Genomic DNA, 22915 nt, shown 5'->3' with positions numbered 1-22915 from the left:
TCTGAAGTTTGAAAGGACGCAAAAAATCATGTCAAAAGTATATATCGTTGCGGCTAAACGTACGCCTATCGGTAGTTTCAGCGGCGCGTTGAAATCAGTTCCTGCTTCTCAACTGGCTGCTGTAGCAATTAAAGCAGCGTTGGAAGAAGCCAACGTTAACCCAGCAAATCTTGATGAAGTTATCCTAGGTAATGTTGTGGGTGCTGGACAAGGTATGGGGCCAGGCCGTCAGGCTGCCATTTATGCTGGCGTTCCTCAGGAAGTACCTGCATATAGCCTCAACATGGTATGTGGCTCGGGTATGAAAGCGGTAATGGATGCTGCTGCGCATATTAAAGCTGGTGATGCTGAATTGGTTGTTGCTGCGGGTGCAGAAAACATGTCACAGATTCCATTCTGTGCACCAGCGACTATCCGTGACGGTCAGAAGATGGGGTCACTCAGTCTTGATGATCTACTGATTACTGATGGTCTGACTGATGTTTTCAATCAGTACCACATGGGTGTAACCGCTGAAAATGTTGTTGCTAAAGTGGGTCTTACCCGTGAGCAGCAAGATAATTTTGCATTGGCAAGCCAGCAAAAAGCGGTTGCCGCGATTGAGCAGGGCAAGTTCGTTGGTGAAATTGCACCTGTTGAAGTGACTGTTCGCCGGAAAACCAGTGTTGTTGACACGGATGAATACCCGAAAGCTGATGCGAGTATTGAAGGCTTAGCTAAATTACGTGCTGCATTCAAGAAAGAAGGCGGCTCAGTAACAGCAGGTAACGCATCAGGAATCAATGACGGCGCTAGTGCCATTATTGTTGCGTCAGAAGCAGCAGTAGAGAAATACGGCCTAACGCCACTTGCTGAAATTGAAAGTTATGCCCAGGCGGGTATTGCTCCAGAAATTATGGGCCTAGGTCCAGTTCCAGCGGTGGTTAAAGCGCTTGATAAAGCAAAGCTTAATATCAGCGAAGTGGGCCTGTTCGAATTCAACGAAGCATTTGCTGGTCAGGCTCTCGGTGTACTTCATGAATTGGCCGATGAACTAGGGTCTCAAGTAGAAGATCTGGCCGAGCGTTCCAATGTAAATGGTGGTGCGATTGCACTGGGTCACCCATTAGGTGCTTCAGGTAACCGTATTATTGTCAGCCTTCTTCACGAAATGCGTCGTCGCGGAACGGAGCATGGCCTAGCTACCTTGTGTGTAGGTGGTGGCATGGGTACAGCAATTGTTCTGAAGAGCGTTTAATTCAGTTGTATAGCTAGCCAGTATCTGTATTCACCATGGCACAGGTACTTAATCAATCTTTAAATGAAGGAAATACCTATGTATACGGAAATGTTTAAGTCTTTCTCTGAGCAGACTGAAAAATCACTAGCACCGTACGTTAAGTTCAACAAAATGTTCACTAAGAACGTTGAAGAACTAACAGAGCTTCAACTTGCTGCTGTTCGCGCATACAGCGATCTTGGTCTTAATCAACTTAAAGCAGTAAGCGAAGTAAAAGATGTTCAGTCTTTCGCTGAATTCAATAGCCAACAGCTAGAAACGCTAACTAAGCTTTCTCAGCAGCTAATTGACGACAGCAATAAATTTAATGCTGTAGCTCAAAGTTTCAAAACTGAAGTTGAAGAGCTAGTCGCTGAAAATGTAAAGCAAGCAACACCTGCTTAAGTTGCATGACCAATTCTGCCGCCCCATTCGTGGGCGGCATTTTTAGTCCTGATATAGAGGTCATTGCAATGAATCATAACTTCTTTACGGACTACTTTGCCAAGCTCCAAGATATGAACCAGATGTGGTGGAAGGAGCTGGAATCCGGCAAAGCAGCCATGAATACTCCCTTAAATAAAGCGCTCAATGAAATTAGCTTAGAAGATACGACTAAGTTGATCGAACAAGCATCAGCGCAACCAGCCGTTATTGCCAAAGTGCAAATGGACTGGTGGGAGAACCAGATGAAGATCTGGCAAAATGTCACCATGAAAACGGGTGACGAAGACGATTTTGTTAAGCCTGAAAAAGATGATAAACGCTTTATTGATCCTGCATGGGAAAATGAAACGTTTTACAATTATATAAAGCAATCGTATTTACTGTTCAGTAATACGATGAAAGAGACAATAGACTCGATGGAAGGGCTAGACGATAAAGCGAAAGAGCGTTTAAGCTTTTTTTCTCGTCAGGCAATCAACGCTATGTCTCCAACGAACTTTGTCACCACAAACCCGGAATTAGCTAAGCTAACCGTTGAAACTAATGGTGAAAACTTAGTGAAGGGAATGGAGCTTCTTCAGCAAGATTTGCAATCTAGTGCCGATGTGCTGAAGATCCGCATGACCAATGATGCGGCTTTCCAATTGGGTGAAAATGTGGCGAATACCGCCGGTGATGTTGTTTACAAGAATCACCTGTTTGAGCTTATTCAATATAAGCCACTGACTGATAAAGTGAATGCAACGCCGTTGCTGATCGTGCCGCCATTTATCAATAAGTACTATATCTTGGATCTTCGAGAGAAGAATTCAATGGTACGTTGGTTGGTTGAGCAAGGACATACTGTATTCATGATGTCTTGGCGTAATCCTGATGCCAGCATGTTTGACGTTGATTTTGACGACTACGTTGTTGATGGTGTCGTTAAAGCCGTTGATGTTGTTGAAGAGATTACAGGTGAAAAGCAAATCAATGCCGCTGGTTACTGTATTGGTGGTACGCTGCTAGCTACAACGTTGGCTTACTATTCCGCCAAACGAATGCGTAATCGCATTAAATCTGCAACGTTCTTCACCACATTACTTGACTTCTCTCAGCCTGGTGAGATTGGTGCATACGTCAATGACCCAATCATTTCAGCCATCGAAGCACAGAATGAAGCGAAAGGCTACATGGATGGTCGCTCGTTGAGTGTGACATTCAGCCTGCTACGTGAAAACAGCTTGTACTGGAATTACTACATCAACAATTACCTTAAAGGTAACAGCCCGATCGACTTCGATTTGTTGTACTGGAACGGTGATAGTACCAATGTTGCAGTAGCCTGCCACAGTACATTGTTGCGTCAGTTCTACCTTGAAAACCGTCTTATCGATCCTAAAGGGTATAAGGTGGGTGGTGTGTATATTGATCTGGCTAAGATCAAGATCCCAACTTACTTCATCTCAACTCAGGAAGATCATATTGCGCTTTGGCAGGGTACCTATCGTGGTGCTAGCAAGCTAGGTGGAAAGTCTACGTTTGTATTGGGTGAGTCAGGTCATATTGCAGGTATCGTAAACCACCCTGCAAAGAACAAATATGGCTTCTGGACGAACTCTAAATCCTCGGCTGATCCTGAAACCTGGCTAGAAGGGGCTAAACGCCAAGATGGCTCTTGGTGGACCCACTGGAACAAGTGGATGGGAGGCTTTGAAGAGGCAGAGGCGATTGATGCTCGAAATGCAGGTAGTAATACATATCCTGCTACGGGTCCAGCGCCTGGAAACTACGTGATGCAGAAGTTGCCAATTGAAGTATCTAACGTGTTGCAAGGGCAACCGGAAGAACAACAGGAAGCGTAACATCTACGATAATAAGAAAGCCAACGTTTATACGTTGGCTTTTTTTTTGGCTTAAATATGCGCTAGCGTAACGGTGTCTGTTTGCTATTACAAATCGCTAGGGATCGGCATTGCCTTTAAATCTGGCGAAATGATTAACTCTGCTTCAGTTGCTGCCTGAATTTCATCAATCGTCGTACCAGGAGCAAGTTCGGTCAACATCATTCCTTGCTCAGTGATTTTGATAACGCCAAGTTCAGTGATAATGAGGTCAACTTGATTAGCGGCAGTAAGAGGTAATGAACAATGCTTGAGCAGTTTGGGTTTACCCTTGACTGTATGCTCCATGGCTACAATGACATTCTTCGCACCCACCACGAGATCCATTGCACCGCCCATACCTGGGACCATTTTTCCAGGAATAATCCAGTTAGCAAGGTTACCAAACTGGTCGACCTGCAATGCGCCCAGTACCGTCGCATCAACATGCCCGCCACGGATAATAGTGAACGAGTCTGCACTATGGAAAGTACATGCACCAGTCGTTGCTGTTATTGGTTGCCCACCGGCATTGACCAGATCCGGGTCAATATTGGCTTCATCCGGCATTTCTCCAATACCAATTAGGCCATTTTCAGCTTGAAGTAGAATTTCGATGTCTGAAGAGGTTTCATTGGCCACAAGGCTTGGTAACCCAATCCCAAGGTTAACCACATCACCATCATGAAGCTCTTGTGCAACACGCCAAGCAATCATACGGCGAATTTGATGTTTTTCTCGTTGAATGGCCATGATTAAGCTCCTTGGTAAATGTGATCAATAAACAAGCCCGGTGTGTGTACCGCTTCTGGGGCGATGTCACCAATGTCGACCAAGCTAGCAGCTTCGATGATTACGGTGTCAGCGGCTGTCGCCATTAACGGATTGAAGTTCTGTGTCGTACCTTTGTAAACCGTGTTGCCTTTGGTATCAACAATAGAGCCACGGATCAGGGCAAGATCAGCGCGTAATGGTTTTTCTAGCAGGAAGTCTTTGCCATCAACCTGAATAACCTGTTTTGATTCAGCTACTAAGGTGCCAAGTCCGGTAGGGGTTAATACGCCCCCCAGACCTGCACCTGCTGCGCGGATCCGCTCAGCTAATGTGCCTTGTGGAACTAACTCTACGTCTAATTCGTCTCTGTTCATCTGCGCCCCGGTTTCAGGGTTCGTGCCAATGTGAGAGGCATAGAGTTTGCTGATACGCTTTGCTTTGATCAGTCGACCTGAACCGGATTCGGGTGTACCAGTATCTGTAGTGATTAGGGTGATGTTTTTGATGTTAGACTCAAGGATGATATCAATTAATCCTTCAGGTGCACCGTTGGCCATGAAGCCGCCGATCATGATAGTCATATCATCGCGAAGAAGGCTGGCGATCTCTTTTTTTGAGATAGATTTTTTCATAATGTACTCCTATTAGTTCGCCTGGCATCGACGGATGATCACGGCTGTTCCCATACCACCACCGATACAGAGGGAGGCCAAGCCATAGGTCTGCTGTGAACGTTCTAGTTGGTAAATCAATGAGGTCAATATTCGGTTGCCTGAAGCACCGAGTGGGTGACCGAGGGCAATGGCACCACCATTGAGGTTGGTGCGTGACTCGAGCCAAGATTGATCGACGCTATGCTTTTCACATAACTCTTTCATTACCCCGAGGGCTTGTGCGGCAAATGCCTCGTTAAGCTCAAAGTATTCGATATCGGCCAGTGTCAGTTTGGCTTTATCAAGTGCATTGGCGATAGCGGGCACAGGGCCTAATCCCATCACTTTTGGTGATAGCCCGGCTTGACCGCAGGCGATAACTTCAGCGAGAGGTGTGAGGTTGTAACGTTGAATCGCCGCTTTTGAAGCAAGGATAATGGCCGAACCACCATCATTGATCCCCGATGCGTTACCAGCGGTTACCGTACCTTCCTTCTTGAAGGCCGGGCGAAGGGCTTGCAGTTTTTCAAAACTGGCATCCGCTTTCGGGTACTCATCAAGGCTAACCGTATATTGCTTACGGCGGTGGGAAACATTGACTGGTTCAATTTCATCACTAAAGCCATGTTCTTTAAGCGCTGCAGTGGCTTTTTGTTGGCTGGAAAGCGCGAATTGATCTTGTTCTTCACGGCTTAATTGATGTAATTCCGCGATATTCTCTGCTGTTAGCCCCATGTGGTACTGATTGAAAACATCAGTTAAACCATCTTTGATAATGGAGTCGTCGAGCGTTAGTTGGCCCATTTTGACGCCATCACGTATTGGGTTGGCAGAGATAAAAGGGGCCTGAGACATGCTCTCCATACCGCAAGCAACAATGATCTCAGCGTCACCTGCTCGGATATGGCTAACGCCATCCATCACGGTTTTCATACCGGAGCCACAGATCATATTCAAGGTGTAGGCTGGGACAGTCTCAGGGATGCCGGCGAGAATAGCCGCTTGACGGCCTGGTCCCATCCCAATACCTGCACTTAATACATTTCCTGCAATTACTTCATCAATCAGGCTTGGATCAAGGTGACATTGCTCTAGTGCGCCTTTAATCGCGGTCGCGCCTAGCTGAGGGGCTGACACGGGGGCAAGTGCGCCGTTGAAACTGCCAATAGGGGTACGTTTTGCGGCAACAATGTAAACGGGTTCCATACAACTTCCTGTTTCAGTTTGATTTGTTAACCACATCTTATGAGGGACTGGCGTTTGGGTGTTATAGACATAGATTCAAATCTGATTTGCGAAAATGCAAAAATAAGATGCGTGCTTGGTCACGTCATTTTGGCTTGAGAGTGATTAGTCTGACTGTAATTTACTTTGTCCAGTTAATTGGTCACTTGAGGGTGGAACTATGAGTTATTCAATTGCATGCGCACCTTGTTGCTGGGGTGTTGAATCTTCAGACAATCCACATAATCCGAATTGGATGACGGTGTTGTCTGAAACGAGGTTAGGCCGGTTTTCCGGTACAGAGCTGGGACCTTATGGTTTTTTGCCGCTCGATGCGGATACGGTAAACACTGCGTTGTACGTTAAAGAACTTGAAATTTGCGCAGGTACTATTTTCGAACCGCTGTCCGAGCCGGGTAGTTATGAAGATATAATCAATAAAACCAAACGGCTATGTGACTTTTTGCAGAAGGTTGGTTGCGAAAAACTGGTGGTTATCGATTGTGTCAATGACATCAGAAGCCGCTATGCGGGGATGCCCGATCAGGCCCCAAGGTTGGACGCAGAGCGTTGGGCTCACATGATGAGCACTGTTAGAGATATCGCTGAGATTGCCAAGCGTCATGAAATTAGGACGGTTGTTCATCCTCATGCTGGTGGGTATATCGAATATCAAGATGAAATAGATCTTATGTTAGCTGATTTACCGTCAGAAAATGTCGGGCTTTGTCTTGATACCGGACATTTGTATTACGCCACCATGGATCCTGCAAAGAGCCTGATTGAATACGCCGATAGGCTAGAGTATGTGCATTTTAAAGATGTAAACCAGCACAGGTTACAGCGAGCCATTAAGGATCAAGTGGGTTTTTGGCAAGCTTGTGCTGATGGTGTGATGTGCCCATTAGGTGAAGGGGCGGTGGACTATGATGAAGTAGCCCGAGCACTTGAATCCATTGGCTACCACGGTTGGATCACAATTGAACAAGAACGCGATCCACGGCATTCCGACACCACATTACCCGATATTAAAAAGAGCCGTCAGTTCTTGGTTGAAAAAGGACTTATTCAATAAGCGTTCAAATAACAACGCAGACGATCTGCCAAAGAATTATTTCAAGAAATTTGTCATGTAGAGGATGTAATTATGGCAATGAAAATAGCGTGTGCACCTTGCAGCTGGGGAGTAGAGAACTCTATACAAGGCGATAACCCTAGTTGGGGTAAAGTGCTTGTTGAAGCCCGTGAAGCTGGTTATGAGGGGATTGAACTTGGGCCTGTCGGGTATTTCCCTGAAGACCCTTCTATTCTTGCAAGTTCACTACGGATCAGGGGCATGAAAGTGTGCGCAGGGAACTTGCATGGGGACTTTAGTTGTCCTGAGTCAAAAGACGAAATTCTTGCTAACGCTCATCGCGTTGTTGAGCTGCTCGTCGCGATAGGGGTCGATAAGCTAATTATTATGGATCGCGCCAATGCAGACAGGGACTCCTATGTTGGCCATGGTGTGATTGCACCGAGGCTCAAGAAAGACCAGCTGGAGGCGATGATCAATACTATTTCTGCTGTTGCGGAAATCGCAGCTAATAGAGGAATTCGGACATTATTGCACCCGAGCTCCGGTGGTTATGTTGCTTTTTCCGATGAGATTGCAACAGTTATGCATGCCATTCCGGCTGAGCGCCTTGGTTTGTGTTTAGATATCGGTCACCTGTTCATTGATGGTATGAAACCCGAAGAGTTTATCCGCCGGTATGCGAACCGGTTAGAACATCTGCATTTGAAGGATGTTGATGGCCAGCAATTACATAATGCGATGCGTAGCCGTTGTGGGATGACAAATGCCTTTAGCCAAGGGCTAACCCGGCCACTTGGCGAGGGCAGTATCAATTTCTCAAGAGTCTTCCAAGTTTTAAAAGATATTGATTACCAAGGTTGGATTGTCGTTGAGCAAGAGCGCGCAGTGCATCAGCTAGACCATGTGAAACTGGATATGGCGAAGAGCCGTGGTTATCTAACTGAACACTGCTTGTAAGGATTGAGATGATAGTTACTGATCCTTGGTTTTATATTACTGCCGTTCCAGCTGTATTAATTTACGGGATTGGTAAAGGCGGTTTGGGCGGCGCACTAGGGATCATTGCTGTTCCTTTGATGGCCCTAGTGGTTTCGCCAACACAAGCTGCCGCTATCTTGCTTCCTATACTTTGCGTTATGGATGCATTTGCTGTTAAGCAACACTACCGTAGTGCCGATTATTCGATTCTACGGCAGATGTTGCCAGGCTCTTTATTGGGAATATTGTTGGCTGGTTTGTTTCTCAGCGTGACACCGGAGTCAGGGTTTAAATTATTGATTGGTGTTTTATCGCTGTTATTTAGCCTGCAATATGTGTTCGGTGGAGTTAAGCAGGACAAGAAGCCCGGTAAGGTGAGTGCATGGTTGTGGAGTAGCTTGAGTGGTTTTTCCAGCACCGCAATTCATGCCGGTGGTGGCCCAGCCAGTATTTACTTGTTACCCCTGCGGCTTGAGAAAGTGACATTGATTGCCACTATGGCAGTGTTATTTGCCATTATCAATTTAGTGAAGCTTATTCCCTATAGCCTGCTTGGAGAGTTTGATACCACTAATTTGATGACGGCGTTAGTGCTTATGCCACTGGCTCCTATCGGGGTGCATATGGGGGTGTGGTTACTTCATCGAGTCAGTCAAGAGGTGGTTTACCGTTTATGCTATTTGTTCTTGTTCATATCAGGGGTGAAGTTGGTTACTGATGTTCTGTAGTGCATCGTCTTTGGATGAGCATTGTTAGATATGAGCCACAGTGTAAATACACTGTGGCTTTTTCTTTATGCGTTATACCAACCTACATAAATATTTGATTAACTATTTATCCAGATTGGTATTAGTAGGCGTGAGCGACGGGAAATTTGTCGCGGGTTTTATTGGCATAGGCTACAAGCGCGAGCATGACCGGTACTTCTACCAGTACACCGACAACGGTTGCGAGTGCTGCGCCTGAATGTAGGCCGAATAAACTGATAGCTACAGCCACGGCTAGCTCAAAGAAGTTAGAGGCACCAATCATGCCGCCGGGGGCAGCAACACGATGCGGTTCTTTCCACTTGAACATCCAGTAGTAAGCGATAGCAAAGATCAGGAATGTTTGGATGATCAAGGGGATAGCAATTAACACGATATCAAGTGGGTTTGCCAGGATCTGAGGAGCTTGGAAGCCAAATAACAAAACAACGGTACTGATTAAGCCAAGGATTGAAAGCGGCTTGACCCTGTTTCCGAGCCGCTGTAATGCTTCCTCTGAACGAAGAACTTTTCGGGTCAACAGTCCAGCAACGAGCGGAATGACAATGTACAAAACCACAGCAATGATTAAAGTACTCCAAGGTACTGTGACGTCTGTTACACCTAATAGGAAGGCGGCAAGCGGTGCAAATGCTACAACCATAATCAAGTCATTGACCGCAACTTGGACAAGCGTGTAGTTGGCGTCACCTTTGGTTAATTGGCTCCAAACAAAAACCATAGCGGTGCAAGGCGCAACACCTAATAGGATCATACCGGCAATATATTCATTGGCCAGATCAGGCGTAATCAACCCCATAAAACCACCGAAAAGGTGTTTGATGAAAAGAATAGCCAGAAGCGCCATTGTAAAAGGCTTGATTAACCAATTCACAGTGAGAGTAATGATTAGCCCTTTGGGACGGCGGTGTATATTTTTGATAGAAGAAAAGTCTATCTGCATCATCATTGGGTATATCATCAGCCAAATGAGAACAGCGATGATGAAGTTAATATTGGCGTACTCTAATCCACCCATGAAGGTGAATAGTGCAGGAAATGCGGTGCCACCTAACAGCCCGGCAACCATAGCCAGGCCTACCCAGACACTGAGGTAACGTTCAAATATACCCATTACAAGTACCTTAATATTATCGGTTATCGTCGAATAACGATTATGTTAGTAACAAAAAATGCCTGATAGCAACCCCATTCAGGCATTTATGACGCTTAGGCTAAATAGCCAAGTAAGTCTTTCATTCTTTTTAAAGCTTCTGGTTTTATGCTGAAACATGTGCGCGGGTGCTGTACCTCGGCGTGAATCAAGCCTGCCTGTTTGAGCACCCGAAGGTGCTCTGAAATGGTCGACTGTGCAAGATCGAGCTGATCAACAAGGTCTGATCCTAAGCATTGACCACTTGCGAGAATTTTTAGCAACCGAACTCGTGCAGGATGGCTCATGGCCTTCGCATACGCAGCGATTTCTTTTTCAGTCGCTTCATCCAAGTCTATCGGATCAAGGTTAGTTAAGCATTCAGCCATAGTTAGACGTTATTACCATTCATCGTTAAATTACGATTAATGGTATGCCCATGTTTTGGGTAATGCAAGCAGATTTTATTAAGCTATTAAGTAAACCCATATTTTCAGCCTTATCCCCCATAAAAGTGCAGTCTCAATATCATTTCTCTCTAGATCAATTATTTACAAAAGAACATATGGTTATATGAGCATTTTCGAGAAAGATCACAGTTTGTAAAGATTTGTTGTATGAATATTAAGCAAATGTTGTTCGCTTTTGCTTTTGCGCCTTTTCAATATAAGAATTTCATTATTATTGATCGTTCAATAGGTTGCTACGACATATATGGCATGAGTGATAATCGATTCACTAAGGGGCTGTTATGTGCATTATTTTTGCTTTTGTATGGTTGTTATTGTCTGTGGTTGCCGCTGTTTATGCGACGAGCAAATATCATTCTGGAACTGATTTTTTTATTATTGCTCTGCTAATTTCTCCTTTGGGGGCAGGGGTTCTCGCTGCTTTTCTACCTCCTGTTGACGATCTTAAAACATCGACTCATGATGATAAAATGGCTTGTGACCCTTCAATAGTTTCTGATGAAGCTGATTGGCAGGATGCCGTTAGGTTTGTTGATTCGGTAAGGGAAGCTGTAGAAAAGCTTAATGATTCTGTTCCTTTGGCGCAGGTTGATAGTGCCATTGATGATTTACGCAGCCTCTATTTTCAATCTGGGGAAGCGGGTGTTACGAGCTCTGCGATAAATATGCTTATCAATGAGGCTAAATACCGAGAATTAGAAGCGCAGCAACAAGCATCTATCTGGAAATAAACGTTTTTGAATACGCTATTTTCCATAAGGTACGCTTGAGGAGTCCACTAAACCCTGAACGGATAGGCCGGAGCAATGGTGAAGGTGTCTGCCTCACAGCAAAGAACACCTGACTATTTACTTGTCATTCCGCCAAATCTTATAGCCTCTTTGCTGCATGGCTTTACCGAGTAGATGTGCAGCAATAGGGGCGGTGATGAAAAGAAAGAGTATGGTACCAATAACCCTTGATATAACAGTGCTTTCAGGCATTGAAAATGCGACTGCCAATAACAGAAAATAAATTCCTACGGTGCCGGCTTTTGTTGCAGCATGCATCCGGGTATAGAGATCTGGCATTCTTACAATACCTAGGCTGGCTACAAACGTAAAAAAAGTACCGAAGAACAAAAGTATGCTTATCAAGATATCCATGACTAGCCCTTATCCAGCTTTTGTTTGGCAATTAGCCTTGCAAAGGCAATAGTGCCAAGGAAGGCCACCAGAGCAAGTGTAATGGCAACATCAAGCAGCGACTTCTGACCGCTATCCAACGTATAAACAGCAATAAAGCCGATAGTGATAAAAGAAATTAAATCTAACGCGACAACACGGTCTGCCAATGTTGGACCAAGTATTAGGCGAATAAATGCAAGTATCAAGCTGATAATCAAGCCAATATAGGAGAGCTGGATACTAATCTGAAGTAGATCACCCACGTGTAACCTCCAATATTCTCGCTTCCAAACCTTGTTTGACATCCTGCTTTACACGCTCGTGGTCAGGGGCGAACATTACGTGTAGTACAAGGTACTTCTTATCAGGTGTAACATCTAAACTTAAGCTGCCTGGGGTTAATGACACCATATTGGCTAATAGGGTTATTTCAAGGTCTGTTTCAGCATCAAGTGGTACATATACAATATCCGGTTGGCTCAAATGTGTGGGTGTGATGACATCCCAGACGACTCGAGTGACAGACACGATCATCTCGTAGCAAAAATAAATCACTAGCGCCAAAAAGGCTCTGAACTTCTTGAAATAGCCTGTTTTTAAGCCAAATGGTTGGCAAAGGCTTAGGGTGAAATACCCGACGACAAACCCGACAGTAAAATCGAGGCTGCCGTATTGCCCATTTAGTAACATCCAAGCCATGGCAAGAAGCAGGTTTAGGATAAAGTAACTCATGCCTTCTCTCCCATTATATTATGGTGCTCCCAACACAGCGCGTATGTACAAAACTGGGTTTAATAATTGTTCTGCAGCTTCGTTTGCAAATTCGAAAACAGGCTGAGCCACTAACCCGATTGTTATCGTCATTAGTGTTAAAACCGTAATGGGCAAACAGTAGAGAAGGTTGATTGACAGTGGAAAATCTCTCTCAGTTTGGTTGGATACCGGTGCTTTCCAGAAGGCTTCGCTCCAAATCTTAGTCATCGAGAATATAGTTAATAGCCCTACCACAAGTGCTGTTGCTGCTAGTAGATTATAGTCATTGATAATACTGGCTTTAATGACCAGGAATTTTCCCCAGAAGCCAGAAAGAGGTGGGAAGCCTGCCAATGAAAAGGCGGGAATAAGAAATAAAAAAGCAAGCCATGGCATGGCTTTGTAAACACCACCTAAATGGCGGAGTTGGCTTGTACCATAATTGCTTTCTATAAAACCGCCAATCAAGAACAAATTTGCTTTTACGATGATGTGGTGAATGATATAAAAAATCGCACCAGCAATAGCTATAGGGGTATACAAAGCCAATCCCATTATCATGTAGCCAATTTGGCTGATAATGTGGAAAGAGAGTATTTTCTTGATGTCAAACTGACTGGCAGCACCTAATACGCCAGTCAGCATAGTTAAGCCGCTAACCCAAATGAGCAGCGGCTGCCAGTTGGTCTCGGTAAGGGGAAAGACCAAGGTGAAGATTCTTAGCAGGGCATAAACGCCGACTTTTGTCAGTAGGGCGGCAAACAGTGCAACGACGGCATTTGGTAACGTATGGTATGAGGCAGGTAGCCATGCAAACAACGGAAACAATGCTGATTTGATGGCAAAAGTAAACAGAAACAGGGCTGATAATAGAGTTGAGGTTTGAGGTTCTATATATGGGATCTTCAAATGGAGATCAGCCAAGTTAAGCGTCCCCGTTGCACCATAGGTTAGGCCGATGGCCAGTAAGAATACCAATGTCGATATCAAGTTGAGCAAAACGTATTTTACCGCACCATCAATTTGCCTTCGACCAGCATCAGCTATCATCAAGCCAAATGAAGCAATGAGCATTACTTCAAACCACACATACAGGTTGAAGATATCACCGGTTAAGAATGCCCCGTAAACCCCAGCTAGCAGCACATGGAATAAGACGTGGTAGAGGCCATAAGATGGTTTATGTCTTAAATCCGCCATGGCATAAAACACAGTAACTGCACCAATAATGGCGGTAATGACTGTCATCGCTACACCGAGGAAGTCGGCAACAAAGACAATCCCAAATGGTGCCATCCAGTTACCAAATGCAACGGCGTACGGACCATTTTCAAGGATCTTTCCCAGTAACTGCATACTACAAAAAACAGTTATGATCACGCTGGAACCACTAACCCAATTGATGGCATTTGGCCTATGGCGAACAAAAAAAGCACCGGTAGCAGTGAGTAACGATAAAACGACGGGCAGAGTGAGCCAAACTGAGGTCATTGATCCTCCTCAGAGTGTTGCATGTCATCGATATCAGCCGAACCTGTTTCCATATAGGCTCTATATAACAACATTAATGCAAAAACCAATAACCCAAAGCCAATAACAATTGCTGTCAGAATAAGCGCTTGTGGCAGAGGATCGGCAGCGCCATCAGGAGGAAGCACAGCGTTAGTATTAATAAGAGGGGGATTACCCGGTGTTAAACGACCGGCGGTGAAAATGGCCAAATTGACAGCATTACTGATCAAAATTAGGCCCAGTAAAATGCGGAGAATATGACGCTCAAGCATGAGGTAAACCCCGGCAGTCACAAAAAAACCAACGACTATGCTCCATAGTACTTCCATTAATCGAGCTCCTCATTCACTCTTAGCAAGACCTCAAGCACTCCGCCGATAACCGCGAGGTATATGCCAACATCGAAAATGAGTGGAGTGCCTAACGGTAATACCTGCTTCCACCACATCCCGGTTAAGAAAGGTGCTCCCATAACAAAGCCGATCCCACCTGCCAACAGGCTTAAGAAAACACCAAACATTGCGATATTCATCGGTCTATAGCTCATCCGCTCCCTGACATACTGCGGCGATTCCGCAAAGATAAGTAATGTTAAGCCGATGACGGCGATGAGTGCACCAATGAATCCACCACCAGGAGAATTGTGTCCGCGAAGGAGTAAATACAAGGAAAAAACCATCATTAGTACGGCAACGATGTGGGCCGTGGTGCAGAAAATCAGCGATTGTATCCGGTTTTGCTGCTGAGAATGAGTCTGGAACAAGCTGATTGCAGCGATTGCTGCTACTACCACAACAATGGCTTCTCCCAGGGTATCGAAAGCTCTGAAGTCAACCAGAATGACGTTGACAATGTTTCGTCCATGACCACCAGGCACGCTGTTTTGGGCAAAGAAATCGGCGAGTGGTGAGTCCAGTGGTCCCTTGGTGATAGTGAGTAGTAACGCAGTAATGGAAAGACCTATCACCACGGCAATGAAGCCATGAAAGCTTCGCCGTGCAATAGAGTGTTGTTTGACTGTACTGAAATGAGGAAGATGGCTAATGAGTAACGCAACGAATACCACCATCAGTGTTTCAACCAAGAGTAGTGTCTTGGCCACATCGGGTGCGCTATAGATCATGAAGACCAATGTCATCAGAAAGCCGATAGCACCCAGCCCTGCAATGGATAACAGGCGTGAAGCCGAGATTACACAGAGCAAAGCGGCGACCATTAACAGCACCGCAATGGCAATTTCGTAGAGCTGGATAGTCCTAATCCGTTCAAGGACGTCACCGGAAACCTTAATTGGATTTAACAATAATATCGTAGCAAGTACCGAGAAAAAGAGTAGGGCGTAGAGGCTAAGACGACGGTGTTGCAAGCGGTTGGTTTGCCAAGTGGCAACAGATAACATGAATGTCATGCACTTTTCAAACACGTCGCTTGCCACTGGAAGAGGGCCAAGTAACTTATTTAATATCAGAGTAACGGACGACATGTTTTTATAAATGAGGAGCCCTAAAGCTAAAGTAACGCCACTCATGATTAAAGGCAGATTGATCCCTTGCCACAATTTTACTGGGCTAGATTGCTCTACTTGATTGATCTCAAAAATAACGGTGGAGAGAATGTATTCATTCAACCAGCCCAATCCGAGGGTGGGAACGATCACACTGCAGCAAGCCAGTACCAAAGGGGGGATCCAGAAGCCGATTTCAGCCTCGATAGATTTAACGGTCGGGTTATCTTCGACTATTTCCCGTAAGAAAGGCTGTGAAATCACCGCAATTGCGAGGGCGACCATGATGGCATTGATCATCACTAAAGCGAACATAACGATGCCATGGACTTCCAGACCAGCTTTGTATGTGTATTCTTTACTTAGGAAACCGAGCAACGGCGGGATTCCTGCTTTGGAGAGGGCGGCAATAAGCCCAGAGGCGAAACTGAATATCAGTACGGCCTTTAAACCATAGAGTACCCTGATATCACGCGTACCCGTTGCTTTGTCGATATTCCCGACCACCATAAACAAAGAGGCTTTATAAAAGGCGTGAGCAAGAATGAACAGGATAGCGGCTGCGAGTGCGGTTTCAGTGCCGATGCCGAGCAGCAACGTCAGGATGCCGAGTATAGTATTGGTGCTGAACGCTAGCATAAGCTTGAGATCTTTTTGCATCAGCGCGATTATCGCTGACCACAAGGCGGTAAAGCCACCGACCGTGATTAGGCAATAAAACCAAATATCACTGCTGGCATACACCGGCGAAAGCCTAGCCAGTAGATAAATTCCCGCTTTGACCATCGTCGCTGAGTGCAAAAATGCACTGACTGGTGTTGGGGCGGCCATGGCACCCGGTAGCCAGAAATGAAAGGGGAATTGCGCCGATTTAGTAAAAGCGCCAAGGAGGATCAATACTAAAGATGGCACAAAATACGGGTGTTGAGTCACGCTGTCTTTAGTGGAAACTGCCTTATCAATGATCGTACTGAGCTCGTAGCTACCCGTTATTTGTCCCAGTAATATTAACCCGGCTAATAAGGCTAATCCTCCGGCACCTGTAACGACTAATGATTGCAGTGCATTCTTGCGAGATTTTTCATTTTCATGATTGAAACCGATAAGCAGGTAGGAGGTGATTGTCGTGAGTTCCCAGAACACAAACAGCAAGATTATGTTGTCACTCAGAACAAGCCCGAGCATGGATAACATGAATAGCGTGAGATAGAGGTGAAAAGAAAAGCGCTCGGCTTTCCCTTTCATATAGGCTAATGCGTAGAGCTGGACAAAAAAACCAATACAACTGATTAAGCCGACGAAGACAAAAGAGAGGGCATCAAGCTGTAGGCTAAGGTTAATATCGAGACTAGGCACCCATGCTGTTGACCATCGTAGGCCTGTCGAAGACGATTGATAGTAATAAATCGATGTCAGAAAAAGGATTGCAGGAAACACCACAAACCCCAGAAGCATGTAATGGTGTTTACCGCTATCTAGTAAGGGCTTTGTTTTATCTCGGTTACCTGCCACTAATTATATTCATCCCTTAAGATATGCTTATAAATGTACTTAGTGCTAATAAGGCTAATCCATAAACCTTATTTTGCGTCCAAGGTACTCACGTCCTAGGCTCTTGCGTTGAAGATGGTCTCACGCCTCAGTTAGTTGCGTTCGGAATATTCACCGCCATTGAATGTGTGGTTGTGCCTTTCCTTGAGGTTGTGTGTCTCTGTGTGAAGCCGAAACACCTCATAACCATCATATGTGCACTCGCCAATATTGTTTCTTGGACAAACAAAAACATTGCAGTGTTCAAGCATTTCGGTGCTGCAGTAAGGACAGTACTTTTTCACAATTCTCTCCATATACAAAGTATGTATTCTGTTGTAATGATTCCTTCTGAATATAATGTAGACGGGAATGTTGAAATTCGATGACAGCCTTAAATGTGATTTACAGCTATTTACAATCTATTACAAAGGTCGCACTGGTAAGACAAGTTGGTCGATTTGAGATAAAGTGAAAGGTTAGCTCTAATTACATGAAATATAATAAATAACCTAAGCTCGGGATAAAAATAGTAAGAACCAGCTATGCGTAAGTTAGTGGGCTTGTTTTGTCATGTCGATGATTTTTGGCAGGCTTTTCTTCCTTAGTGGCAAAAGCTTTCTTGACGTTATGCCATCAGTACTCATTCCGCGTAGTTCTTTCTTCACGCATACCAAGGCATAAGGTTTTCAAAGAAGCAGCCTAATACCAATCTGGATAAGTCGTTGATCAAGTATTTGCACTGGAAAAATCGTTGTTATCAAGGCAGATATTGCAGTAACTAGTGGCTCTAATTACAAAATATCTAACGCAGAGAACAGCGGTTTTAACCAGCAAGACTGATCAAATATTTATGTAGGTTGGTATAATAGGTTAAATTCAGATAAGCATTCCTCGTATGCCCATGCCCCATCAAGAAGCTGATTGTGGCCACTGGCGAGTTTAAGATACGCAAGCGAGCTTGGTCAACAATCGAAGGCAAGGGTGTGGGAAAGCTCCGCCTTTATGAACCGGTTGTTCAATGTTGAGTATGTTGACCTGTGATTATCTCGAACTTCGATGGCAAAAGTGGGTCTAGTGAATGAGTTCAACAAGCCCGTAATGCTTTTAGTATTTCCCTGCACCGATATAGTATCTTTTATACTAAAGAGAACATGTTTTTTCCATTTAGCTTTGACTTATATAAAGCTATGTCAGCGCGATTATATATATCGTCAACACTATTATCACTTTCTTTAAATTGACTTATCCCGATACTAATAGATATAGTTAAATCAAAGTTTTTATCATCGATCGTAATTGATTGGGCTGCTTTATTTAAGCGTTTAGATAATGCTGAGTATGATTTTTCTGTGGTTCCTCTATATATTATTCCAAATTCATCTCCGCCTATACGACTTATTAAATCCGTTTTTCTTAGCTCTGCTTTGCATTTTTGTGCTATATTTCGTATAACTGAATCCCCAGCTTGATGACCATGTTTATCATTAATTTGCTTAAAGTTATCAATGTCGATAAGAAAGAAAACAATGTTTTCTTTATATCTTTTGAAATTGTAATAAGACTCATCTAAAGCTTTAAATAATTTTCTTCTGTTATAAACCATTGAGAGGGGTCTGTTTCAGCTTGATGTATTAATTGTTGTTTTAATTTATAACTCTCAGTTATGTTTCTTACTACCCAAACAACAGCACGTTCTCCGTATCGATAAGACTTTAATGGGGTAACTCGCCCTTCCAATCTTAACTCACCACCTGGACCATGAGAATGGTTGATGTAGGACATGTTTTTGGGTAAGAAAGAATACTCAAAAATCATCAATTTATTTTTTGATAGTGTCTCTTTGATTTTATCTATAAACCAACGGGCTTGTTCATCGGGCAAGATTTCAAGTATGCTGAAATTTTCAAGAACACTGCAATTATGATACTGCTCTAAGCTATCGCCTCCCAAAACAGCGACAATTCGACCTGATTCAGTAATAACAAAAACCAAATCTGGTAATGAAGAAATTATTGCTTCATATTCTTCAAATTTATTATTATCCATCATGTCACTTATAATAAATGAACCTGATTAAACTATAATTCCCCCTGATTTTTTAAGCAATGTCCAGTCGATTTTTTTTAGGTGATGATGTTCACGTTCCACAAATGATATAATCCTCGCACCTTGAATGGATGAGCGCTTTTGTGCTCGTGCTGATTAGAGTGGTTGCTACAGCTTAGGCAATGGCCATGGAATATAGCTCAGCCAGACGTTGCTATTGTACGCTATTGGTATTGAAATTATCTGGTGCTAGCCATGGCTTAAGAGCCCTCCAATAAAAAGCTCTTGAAGTGACTGGCAACGGCTGACGCTTTTGTCGGTGGATGATAATACAGGTTGAGGCTCCAGATACTGGTTTCGTAGTCTTCCAAAATAGGGGTGAGTTGCCCATCAGATAGCGGTTTATCAAGGATGAAGGACGGCAAATAGGCAATACCAGCCCCTTTGATTGCGCTTTGCAGTAACAAATCACTGTCGTTAACCTCTAGTGACTTAGGCACTTTTATCATTTGGGTTTCGCCATTGCGTTCGAAAATCCAATCATTACTGCCAGTCAGGGTGGTAGCAAATAAACATTGGTGTTGTGACAACTCGGTTGGAAATTCGGGTGCTGAGTTTTGTTCTAGATACTCCGGAGAGGCGACGGCAACAAAAGGGCTTTGCATCAGTTCGCGACGAACAAGATGAAGGTCTTTCTCTTGATAGCCTTGATAGCAAGCGTTGGCACTGATAACCAAGTCGGCTTCTGCGGCATGATCAAGCGCCCATGGCGTGACATTGAGGTTAAACGTGACATTGGGGTGCGATACGAGGTAGCTGCTTATTTTATCCATTAAGAAGTTGTTGGCATACACCGGGGTACAAACGATATTGATATGGCCTTTATCTTGCTCTTGGTAGTCTTGCAAGCTACGACATAGTTGTTCGGCGCTATCAACCAAAGGTGAAAACTCATCAACCAGCTTTTGACCTGCAGGGGTGGCGGTTAATAAACGATTAGTTCGGCGGCATAGGGTAATGCCGAAGCTTTGTTCGAGATCTTGCAACCAGCGGCTACCTGCAGAGACTGAAACATTGAATTTTCGTGCTGCGGCAGAAATTGAACCGGTTCGGATAACGTAAACAAAGAAAGCCATTTTATCGAGCATAGTGTTGCCTTTTTTAATCGAAAAAACAGGCTTATCAATGACAAGCCTGTTGGGTATTACAACGTGTGATTAAGCGTTTGCTTGCGCTTCAGTAGCAGCTGGTGCTGGTACTTTCTTGCCAAGTTTTTTGGCCATCACTTCTTCCATTTTCTCCAGGCTGACACCTTTGGTTTCTGGAACGAACCTGACCACAACAAACATACAAATCAGTGACAGGATGGCGAACAACCAGAAGCTGAATGCACCGTTGAAATGCTCTCTTAGGAAGGCATTGTCATTCAGCATTGGGAACGACTGGGTGACGATGAAACCGGTGAACCACTGTGCACCCACTGCTATAGACATTGCACGAGAGCGAATGCTGTTCGGGAAGATTTCCGAAATCATGGTCCAGCAAGCACAACCCCACGATGTCGCGTAAGAAACAACGTACAGACACAGTGCGAACAATGCTGCGTAGCCTTCAGTGCCAGTGTAAAGTACGTAACCGACAACCGTCATACCCACCGCACAACCGAATGTACCGTATTTCATCAGTGGCAAACGACCTACTTTATCGATGAGATACATACCCAGTGCGTTACCCAGGATGAAGACAATACCGACAAAAGTCGTCTGGAATAGGGCGTTTTCAGTACTACCGGTAATCGGTCTTAGGATTTCCGGCGTGTAATACATAATCACGTTGATACCAGTTAGCTGCTGGGCAGCAGCAACGAAGGTACCGATCACCAAGATAGAGAACAGTAGTGGCGAACGCAGGCTGACTTTTTTCTTGCCCGGCGCATTGGAGTCAGCCAGTGAGGCTTGGATTTCACCAATTAGCTGATCAGCATGCTTAGGATTAGAAATTCGCGACAGGGTATCTTTGGCTTCGTCAACTTTACCTTTTAGTACCAGCCAGCGTGGTGATTCAGGAATAAGGAACAACAGGCCAGCAAATAGTGCGGCTGGAAGCACTTCTGAGCCCAGCATCCAGCGCCAGCCCATATCAACTAACCACGTTTCACTCATGCCTTTGGCAATTAAGTAGTTAACGTAGAACACCCCAGTCTGACCGATAACAGCAGATTGTTGGAACATACTGACGGCACGGCCACGGAAGTCTTTCGGCGCCACTTCAGACATGTACATAGGTGAAACGACACAGGCCAAACCAACAGCGACACCACCAACAATGCGAAGTAGAACATAGAACGTGAAGGTAGTGGCAAGTGCTGAACCGATGGCGGAGATCATGAAGAGGATAGCACCGATGAAGAGGGTTTTACGACGGCCATATTTGAGGGCTGCCCAACCAGCGCTGACGGCACCGATAATACTACCTAGAACAACACTTGATACTGCCCAGCCAGTTTGTGCAGAGGTTAATCCGAAGTGCTCTCTGATAGGACCAATAGCGCCGGAAATAACGGCTGTATCGTAACCTAATAAAATTCCCCCTAGGGCTGCAATACAACAAATTCTAATAATGTAGGCAAAATTATGTTTTCGGGCCTCGGCCGCGGTTGTGGGTGACATGTTCTACTCCTTCATGAGATCCCCGTCTCTTACTCAACCATCGAATAAGTTTGAGTTGGGTAGCTTTCCAATGCGTTATTTACTGTAGGATATTTGCATCGGCATTATTTATTCACCAACATTTATAATTGTAATTTACTGCTTTGGTAATAATTTTCCACTTGGTGACGGCCTAAATCATATGCCCTCAGAAATTTTACGGCTATAGCCTATCGGGTGTTTTGTCGAAAAATGATACTTCCGTCAAATTGCGAAAAATATTTTCCGGAAAAATTATTTGGTATAAATTCTTTTATTTCAGTAGCTTATCTAAGTGTGATCTTGCTCATAAATTTCTTCTGAGCCCCGTTATTACTGGGCTTTTTTCATTTTTAATGAAAAATATTGAATCGATTGCAAGCGATGAAAAATATTTTTCGTTTTATTTTTTTCGGTTATAGTGAATTCCAGTGAAGCAAATGGTGCAGATTAAAAAACGGTTCAGAGATTCCAAAAGAACATATTCCACTGGACTGATCACAATCGTCACCGACCCGGAATTTAATAATCATAAAATTGGAGTACAAACATGAGCAATGTTCAATATGGAATCAGCCCACTGACCTGGACTAACGATGATATGCCAGAACTTGGCGGCGAAATCCCATTGGAAACATGTTTGAGTGAGATGGCAGAAGCTGGCTTTACTGGTACTGAGCTAGGTACTAAATACCCTCGTGAGCCAGAAGTACTAATTCCACTTCTAGAGCAACACGGTCTGGTTCTCGCTTCTGGCTGGTATAGCGGTAATTTGATGACGCTAACCGCTGAAGAAGAAATTGCGGCTATGCAGGATCACATCAAGCTACTTAAAGCGGCTGGTTGTAAAGCGATGGTATTTGGTGAGGTGAGCAACACAGTTCACGGCGACATCAACACACCATTGTCTCAGCGCGTCATCCTGACTATGGATGAGTGGAAAACTTACTGCGAGAAGCTTACAACTGTTGCTGAATACCTACTAAACGAGCACGACATCAAGCTGTCTTTCCACCACCACGTGGGCACTATCTGTGAAACTGAAGACGACATCAACATCATGATGGAGCT

The 22915-nt window shown here is 44.4% G+C and carries 23 protein-coding genes and 1 pseudogene; 9 read left to right on the top strand and 15 right to left on the bottom strand.

The genetic code is table 11. The annotated features are described in order from the left end of the window. The first annotated feature begins 28 nt into the window (after positions 1–28). The 3 genes from ACVA53_RS16665 to phaC all read left to right on the top strand — a co-directional run bounded on the left by ACVA53_RS16665 (position 29) and on the right by phaC (position 3549). On the top strand, positions 29–1237 hold the full coding sequence (locus ACVA53_RS16665) for an acetyl-CoA C-acetyltransferase (RefSeq protein WP_255043285.1): 1209 nt from the start codon (positions 29–31) through the stop codon (positions 1235–1237). Between the two features lie 78 nt (positions 1238–1315). After that, the gene (locus ACVA53_RS16660) at positions 1316–1663 is read left to right on the top strand and encodes a phasin family protein (RefSeq protein WP_255043286.1); all 348 of its coding nucleotides are present in this window, start codon (positions 1316–1318) and stop codon (positions 1661–1663) included. A 68-nt stretch (positions 1664–1731) separates the two neighbouring features. Further along, on the top strand, positions 1732–3549 hold the full coding sequence (gene phaC / locus ACVA53_RS16655; RefSeq protein ID WP_255043287.1) for a class I poly(R)-hydroxyalkanoic acid synthase: 1818 nt from the start codon (positions 1732–1734) through the stop codon (positions 3547–3549). Positions 3550–3636: 87 nt separating this feature from the next. On the opposite strand, the gene ACVA53_RS16650 is transcribed toward phaC, so the two are convergent. The 3 genes from ACVA53_RS16650 to ACVA53_RS16640 are packed head-to-tail and all read right to left on the bottom strand — an operon-like array spanning position 3637 to position 6200. Further along, the gene (locus ACVA53_RS16650; protein WP_255043288.1) at positions 3637–4320 is read right to left on the bottom strand and encodes a 3-oxoacid CoA-transferase subunit B; all 684 of its coding nucleotides are present in this window, start codon (positions 4318–4320) and stop codon (positions 3637–3639) included. A 2-nt stretch (positions 4321–4322) separates the two neighbouring features. Beyond that, positions 4323–4973 carry a CoA transferase subunit A gene (locus tag ACVA53_RS16645; protein ID WP_255043289.1) on the bottom strand — a complete coding sequence of 217 codons (651 nt, stop codon included), beginning with the start codon at positions 4971–4973 and terminating at the stop codon, positions 4323–4325. Between the two features lie 12 nt (positions 4974–4985). Next, positions 4986–6200 carry an acetyl-CoA C-acetyltransferase gene (locus tag ACVA53_RS16640; protein ID WP_255043290.1) on the bottom strand — a complete coding sequence of 405 codons (1215 nt, stop codon included), beginning with the start codon at positions 6198–6200 and terminating at the stop codon, positions 4986–4988. A gap of 199 nt (positions 6201–6399) precedes the next feature. On the opposite strand from ACVA53_RS16640, the gene ACVA53_RS16635 reads away from it, so the two are divergent. From ACVA53_RS16635 to ACVA53_RS16625, 3 genes are all read left to right on the top strand, one after another. Further along, the gene (locus ACVA53_RS16635) at positions 6400–7293 is read left to right on the top strand and encodes a TIM barrel protein (protein WP_255043291.1); all 894 of its coding nucleotides are present in this window, start codon (positions 6400–6402) and stop codon (positions 7291–7293) included. Between the two features lie 72 nt (positions 7294–7365). Beyond that, positions 7366–8253, top strand: coding sequence for a sugar phosphate isomerase/epimerase family protein (locus tag ACVA53_RS16630; protein ID WP_446505703.1), 888 nt, complete (start codon positions 7366–7368; stop codon positions 8251–8253). Between the two features lie 8 nt (positions 8254–8261). After that, positions 8262–9002: a sulfite exporter TauE/SafE family protein gene (locus ACVA53_RS16625; RefSeq protein WP_255043293.1), complete on the top strand. Its 741-nt coding sequence runs from the start codon at positions 8262–8264 to the stop codon at positions 9000–9002. 121 nt (positions 9003–9123) lie between these two features. Here the strand turns inward: ACVA53_RS16625 and arsB are convergent, their stop codons facing one another. Then, positions 9124–10155 carry an ACR3 family arsenite efflux transporter gene (arsB, locus tag ACVA53_RS16620; protein ID WP_255045488.1) on the bottom strand — a complete coding sequence of 344 codons (1032 nt, stop codon included), beginning with the start codon at positions 10153–10155 and terminating at the stop codon, positions 9124–9126. Between the two features lie 95 nt (positions 10156–10250). Further along, the gene (locus ACVA53_RS16615) at positions 10251–10562 is read right to left on the bottom strand and encodes an ArsR/SmtB family transcription factor (RefSeq protein ID WP_255045489.1); all 312 of its coding nucleotides are present in this window, start codon (positions 10560–10562) and stop codon (positions 10251–10253) included. 362 nt (positions 10563–10924) lie between these two features. Here ACVA53_RS16615 and ACVA53_RS16610 point away from each other — a divergent pair, with 362 nt between their 5' ends. Continuing rightward, positions 10925–11374 (top strand): hypothetical protein, encoded by a 450-nt coding sequence (locus ACVA53_RS16610; RefSeq protein ID WP_446505702.1) that lies wholly within the window; start codon positions 10925–10927, stop codon positions 11372–11374. Positions 11375–11491: 117 nt separating this feature from the next. Here ACVA53_RS16610 and mnhG read toward each other — a convergent pair whose 3' ends face one another. Genes mnhG through mbhE form a run of 6 tightly spaced genes read right to left on the bottom strand, consistent with a single transcriptional unit; the run spans position 11492 to position 17033 of the window. Next, positions 11492–11788, bottom strand: a complete 297-nt coding sequence (gene mnhG / locus ACVA53_RS16605) for a monovalent cation/H(+) antiporter subunit G (RefSeq protein ID WP_446505701.1) — start codon at positions 11786–11788, stop codon at positions 11492–11494. A 2-nt stretch (positions 11789–11790) separates the two neighbouring features. Next, positions 11791–12114, bottom strand: coding sequence for a cation:proton antiporter (locus ACVA53_RS16600; protein ID WP_373689596.1), 324 nt, complete (start codon positions 12112–12114; stop codon positions 11791–11793). Then, entirely contained in the window at positions 12065–12541 is a 477-nt protein-coding gene (locus ACVA53_RS16595; RefSeq protein WP_255045333.1) for a Na+/H+ antiporter subunit E, read from the bottom strand. The genes ACVA53_RS16600 and ACVA53_RS16595 overlap by 50 nt, the downstream gene beginning before the upstream one ends. Before the next feature lie 18 nt (positions 12542–12559). Further along, positions 12560–14053 (bottom strand): proton-conducting transporter transmembrane domain-containing protein, encoded by a 1494-nt coding sequence (locus ACVA53_RS16590; RefSeq protein ID WP_446505700.1) that lies wholly within the window; start codon positions 14051–14053, stop codon positions 12560–12562. Further along, complete coding sequence (locus ACVA53_RS16585) at positions 14050–14403, bottom strand: Na+/H+ antiporter subunit C (protein ID WP_446505699.1); 354 nt, start codon at positions 14401–14403, stop codon at positions 14050–14052. Before ACVA53_RS16585 ends, ACVA53_RS16590 begins: the two co-directional genes overlap by 4 nt. After that, positions 14403–17033: a hydrogen gas-evolving membrane-bound hydrogenase subunit E gene (gene mbhE / locus ACVA53_RS16580; protein ID WP_446505725.1), complete on the bottom strand. Its 2631-nt coding sequence runs from the start codon at positions 17031–17033 to the stop codon at positions 14403–14405. The genes ACVA53_RS16585 and mbhE overlap by 1 nt, the downstream gene beginning before the upstream one ends. Positions 17034–18016: 983 nt before the next feature. Here mbhE and ACVA53_RS16575 point away from each other — a divergent pair. Further along, positions 18017–18152 (top strand): annotated as a pseudogene (locus ACVA53_RS16575) (IS6 family transposase); the annotation flags it as partial. A 94-nt stretch (positions 18153–18246) separates the two neighbouring features. Here the strand turns inward: ACVA53_RS16575 and ACVA53_RS16570 are convergent. From ACVA53_RS16570 to ACVA53_RS16555, 4 genes are all read right to left on the bottom strand, one after another. Then, complete coding sequence (locus ACVA53_RS16570) at positions 18247–18714, bottom strand: GGDEF domain-containing protein (RefSeq protein ID WP_446505698.1); 468 nt, start codon at positions 18712–18714, stop codon at positions 18247–18249. Continuing rightward, positions 18678–19157 carry a hypothetical protein gene (locus ACVA53_RS16565; protein WP_446505697.1) on the bottom strand — a complete coding sequence of 160 codons (480 nt, stop codon included), beginning with the start codon at positions 19155–19157 and terminating at the stop codon, positions 18678–18680. The genes ACVA53_RS16570 and ACVA53_RS16565 overlap by 37 nt, the downstream gene beginning before the upstream one ends. A gap of 260 nt (positions 19158–19417) precedes the next feature. Beyond that, entirely contained in the window at positions 19418–20305 is an 888-nt protein-coding gene (locus ACVA53_RS16560; RefSeq protein ID WP_255045339.1) for a LysR family transcriptional regulator, read from the bottom strand. A 69-nt stretch (positions 20306–20374) separates the two neighbouring features. Then, positions 20375–21826, bottom strand: coding sequence for a sugar porter family MFS transporter (locus tag ACVA53_RS16555; RefSeq protein WP_446505696.1), 1452 nt, complete (start codon positions 21824–21826; stop codon positions 20375–20377). A 568-nt stretch (positions 21827–22394) separates the two neighbouring features. Here ACVA53_RS16555 and ACVA53_RS16550 point away from each other — a divergent pair. Beyond that, the coding region (locus ACVA53_RS16550; RefSeq protein WP_446505695.1) for a TIM barrel protein at positions 22395–22915 on the top strand (521 nt) is incomplete at its 3' end.

Source organism: Photobacterium sp. DNB23_23_1, assembly GCF_052873815.1.
The sequence above is the reverse complement of the archived record's forward strand: the minus strand, read 5'-3'. Positions and strand labels throughout refer to the sequence as shown.

Bases quoted from the DNA above. Each gene is read 5' to 3' on its own strand.
- ACVA53_RS16610 (WP_446505702.1), top strand. From the start codon at position 10,925: ATGTGCATTATTTTTGCTTTTGTATGGTTGTTATTGTCTGTGGTTGCC.
- ACVA53_RS16565 (WP_446505697.1), bottom strand. From the start codon at position 19,157: ATGGATAATAATAAATTTGAAGAATATGAAGCAATAATTTCTTCATTA.
- ACVA53_RS16555 (WP_446505696.1), bottom strand. From the start codon at position 21,826: ATGTCACCCACAACCGCGGCCGAGGCCCGAAAACATAATTTTGCCTAC.
- ACVA53_RS16560 (WP_255045339.1), bottom strand. From the start codon at position 20,305: ATGCTCGATAAAATGGCTTTCTTTGTTTACGTTATCCGAACCGGTTCA.
- ACVA53_RS16630 (WP_446505703.1), top strand. From the start codon at position 7,366: ATGGCAATGAAAATAGCGTGTGCACCTTGCAGCTGGGGAGTAGAGAAC.
- ACVA53_RS16650 (WP_255043288.1), bottom strand. From the start codon at position 4,320: ATGGCCATTCAACGAGAAAAACATCAAATTCGCCGTATGATTGCTTGG.
- ACVA53_RS16570 (WP_446505698.1), bottom strand. From the start codon at position 18,714: ATGGTTTATAACAGAAGAAAATTATTTAAAGCTTTAGATGAGTCTTAT.
- mbhE (WP_446505725.1), bottom strand. From the start codon at position 17,033: ATGCTTCTGGGGTTTGTGGTGTTTCCTGCAATCCTTTTTCTGACATCG.
- ACVA53_RS16660 (WP_255043286.1), top strand. From the start codon at position 1,316: ATGTATACGGAAATGTTTAAGTCTTTCTCTGAGCAGACTGAAAAATCA.
- ACVA53_RS16665 (WP_255043285.1), top strand. From the start codon at position 29: ATGTCAAAAGTATATATCGTTGCGGCTAAACGTACGCCTATCGGTAGT.
- ACVA53_RS16595 (WP_255045333.1), bottom strand. From the start codon at position 12,541: ATGAGTTACTTTATCCTAAACCTGCTTCTTGCCATGGCTTGGATGTTA.
- ACVA53_RS16600 (WP_373689596.1), bottom strand. From the start codon at position 12,114: ATGTCAAACAAGGTTTGGAAGCGAGAATATTGGAGGTTACACGTGGGT.
- mnhG (WP_446505701.1), bottom strand. From the start codon at position 11,788: ATGGATATCTTGATAAGCATACTTTTGTTCTTCGGTACTTTTTTTACG.
- ACVA53_RS16590 (WP_446505700.1), bottom strand. From the start codon at position 14,053: ATGACCTCAGTTTGGCTCACTCTGCCCGTCGTTTTATCGTTACTCACT.
- ACVA53_RS16615 (WP_255045489.1), bottom strand. From the start codon at position 10,562: ATGGCTGAATGCTTAACTAACCTTGATCCGATAGACTTGGATGAAGCG.
- ACVA53_RS16585 (WP_446505699.1), bottom strand. From the start codon at position 14,403: ATGGAAGTACTATGGAGCATAGTCGTTGGTTTTTTTGTGACTGCCGGG.
- arsB (WP_255045488.1), bottom strand. From the start codon at position 10,155: ATGGGTATATTTGAACGTTACCTCAGTGTCTGGGTAGGCCTGGCTATG.
- ACVA53_RS16635 (WP_255043291.1), top strand. From the start codon at position 6,400: ATGAGTTATTCAATTGCATGCGCACCTTGTTGCTGGGGTGTTGAATCT.
- ACVA53_RS16645 (WP_255043289.1), bottom strand. From the start codon at position 4,973: ATGAAAAAATCTATCTCAAAAAAAGAGATCGCCAGCCTTCTTCGCGAT.
- ACVA53_RS16625 (WP_255043293.1), top strand. From the start codon at position 8,262: ATGATAGTTACTGATCCTTGGTTTTATATTACTGCCGTTCCAGCTGTA.
- ACVA53_RS16640 (WP_255043290.1), bottom strand. From the start codon at position 6,200: ATGGAACCCGTTTACATTGTTGCCGCAAAACGTACCCCTATTGGCAGT.
- phaC (WP_255043287.1), top strand. From the start codon at position 1,732: ATGAATCATAACTTCTTTACGGACTACTTTGCCAAGCTCCAAGATATG.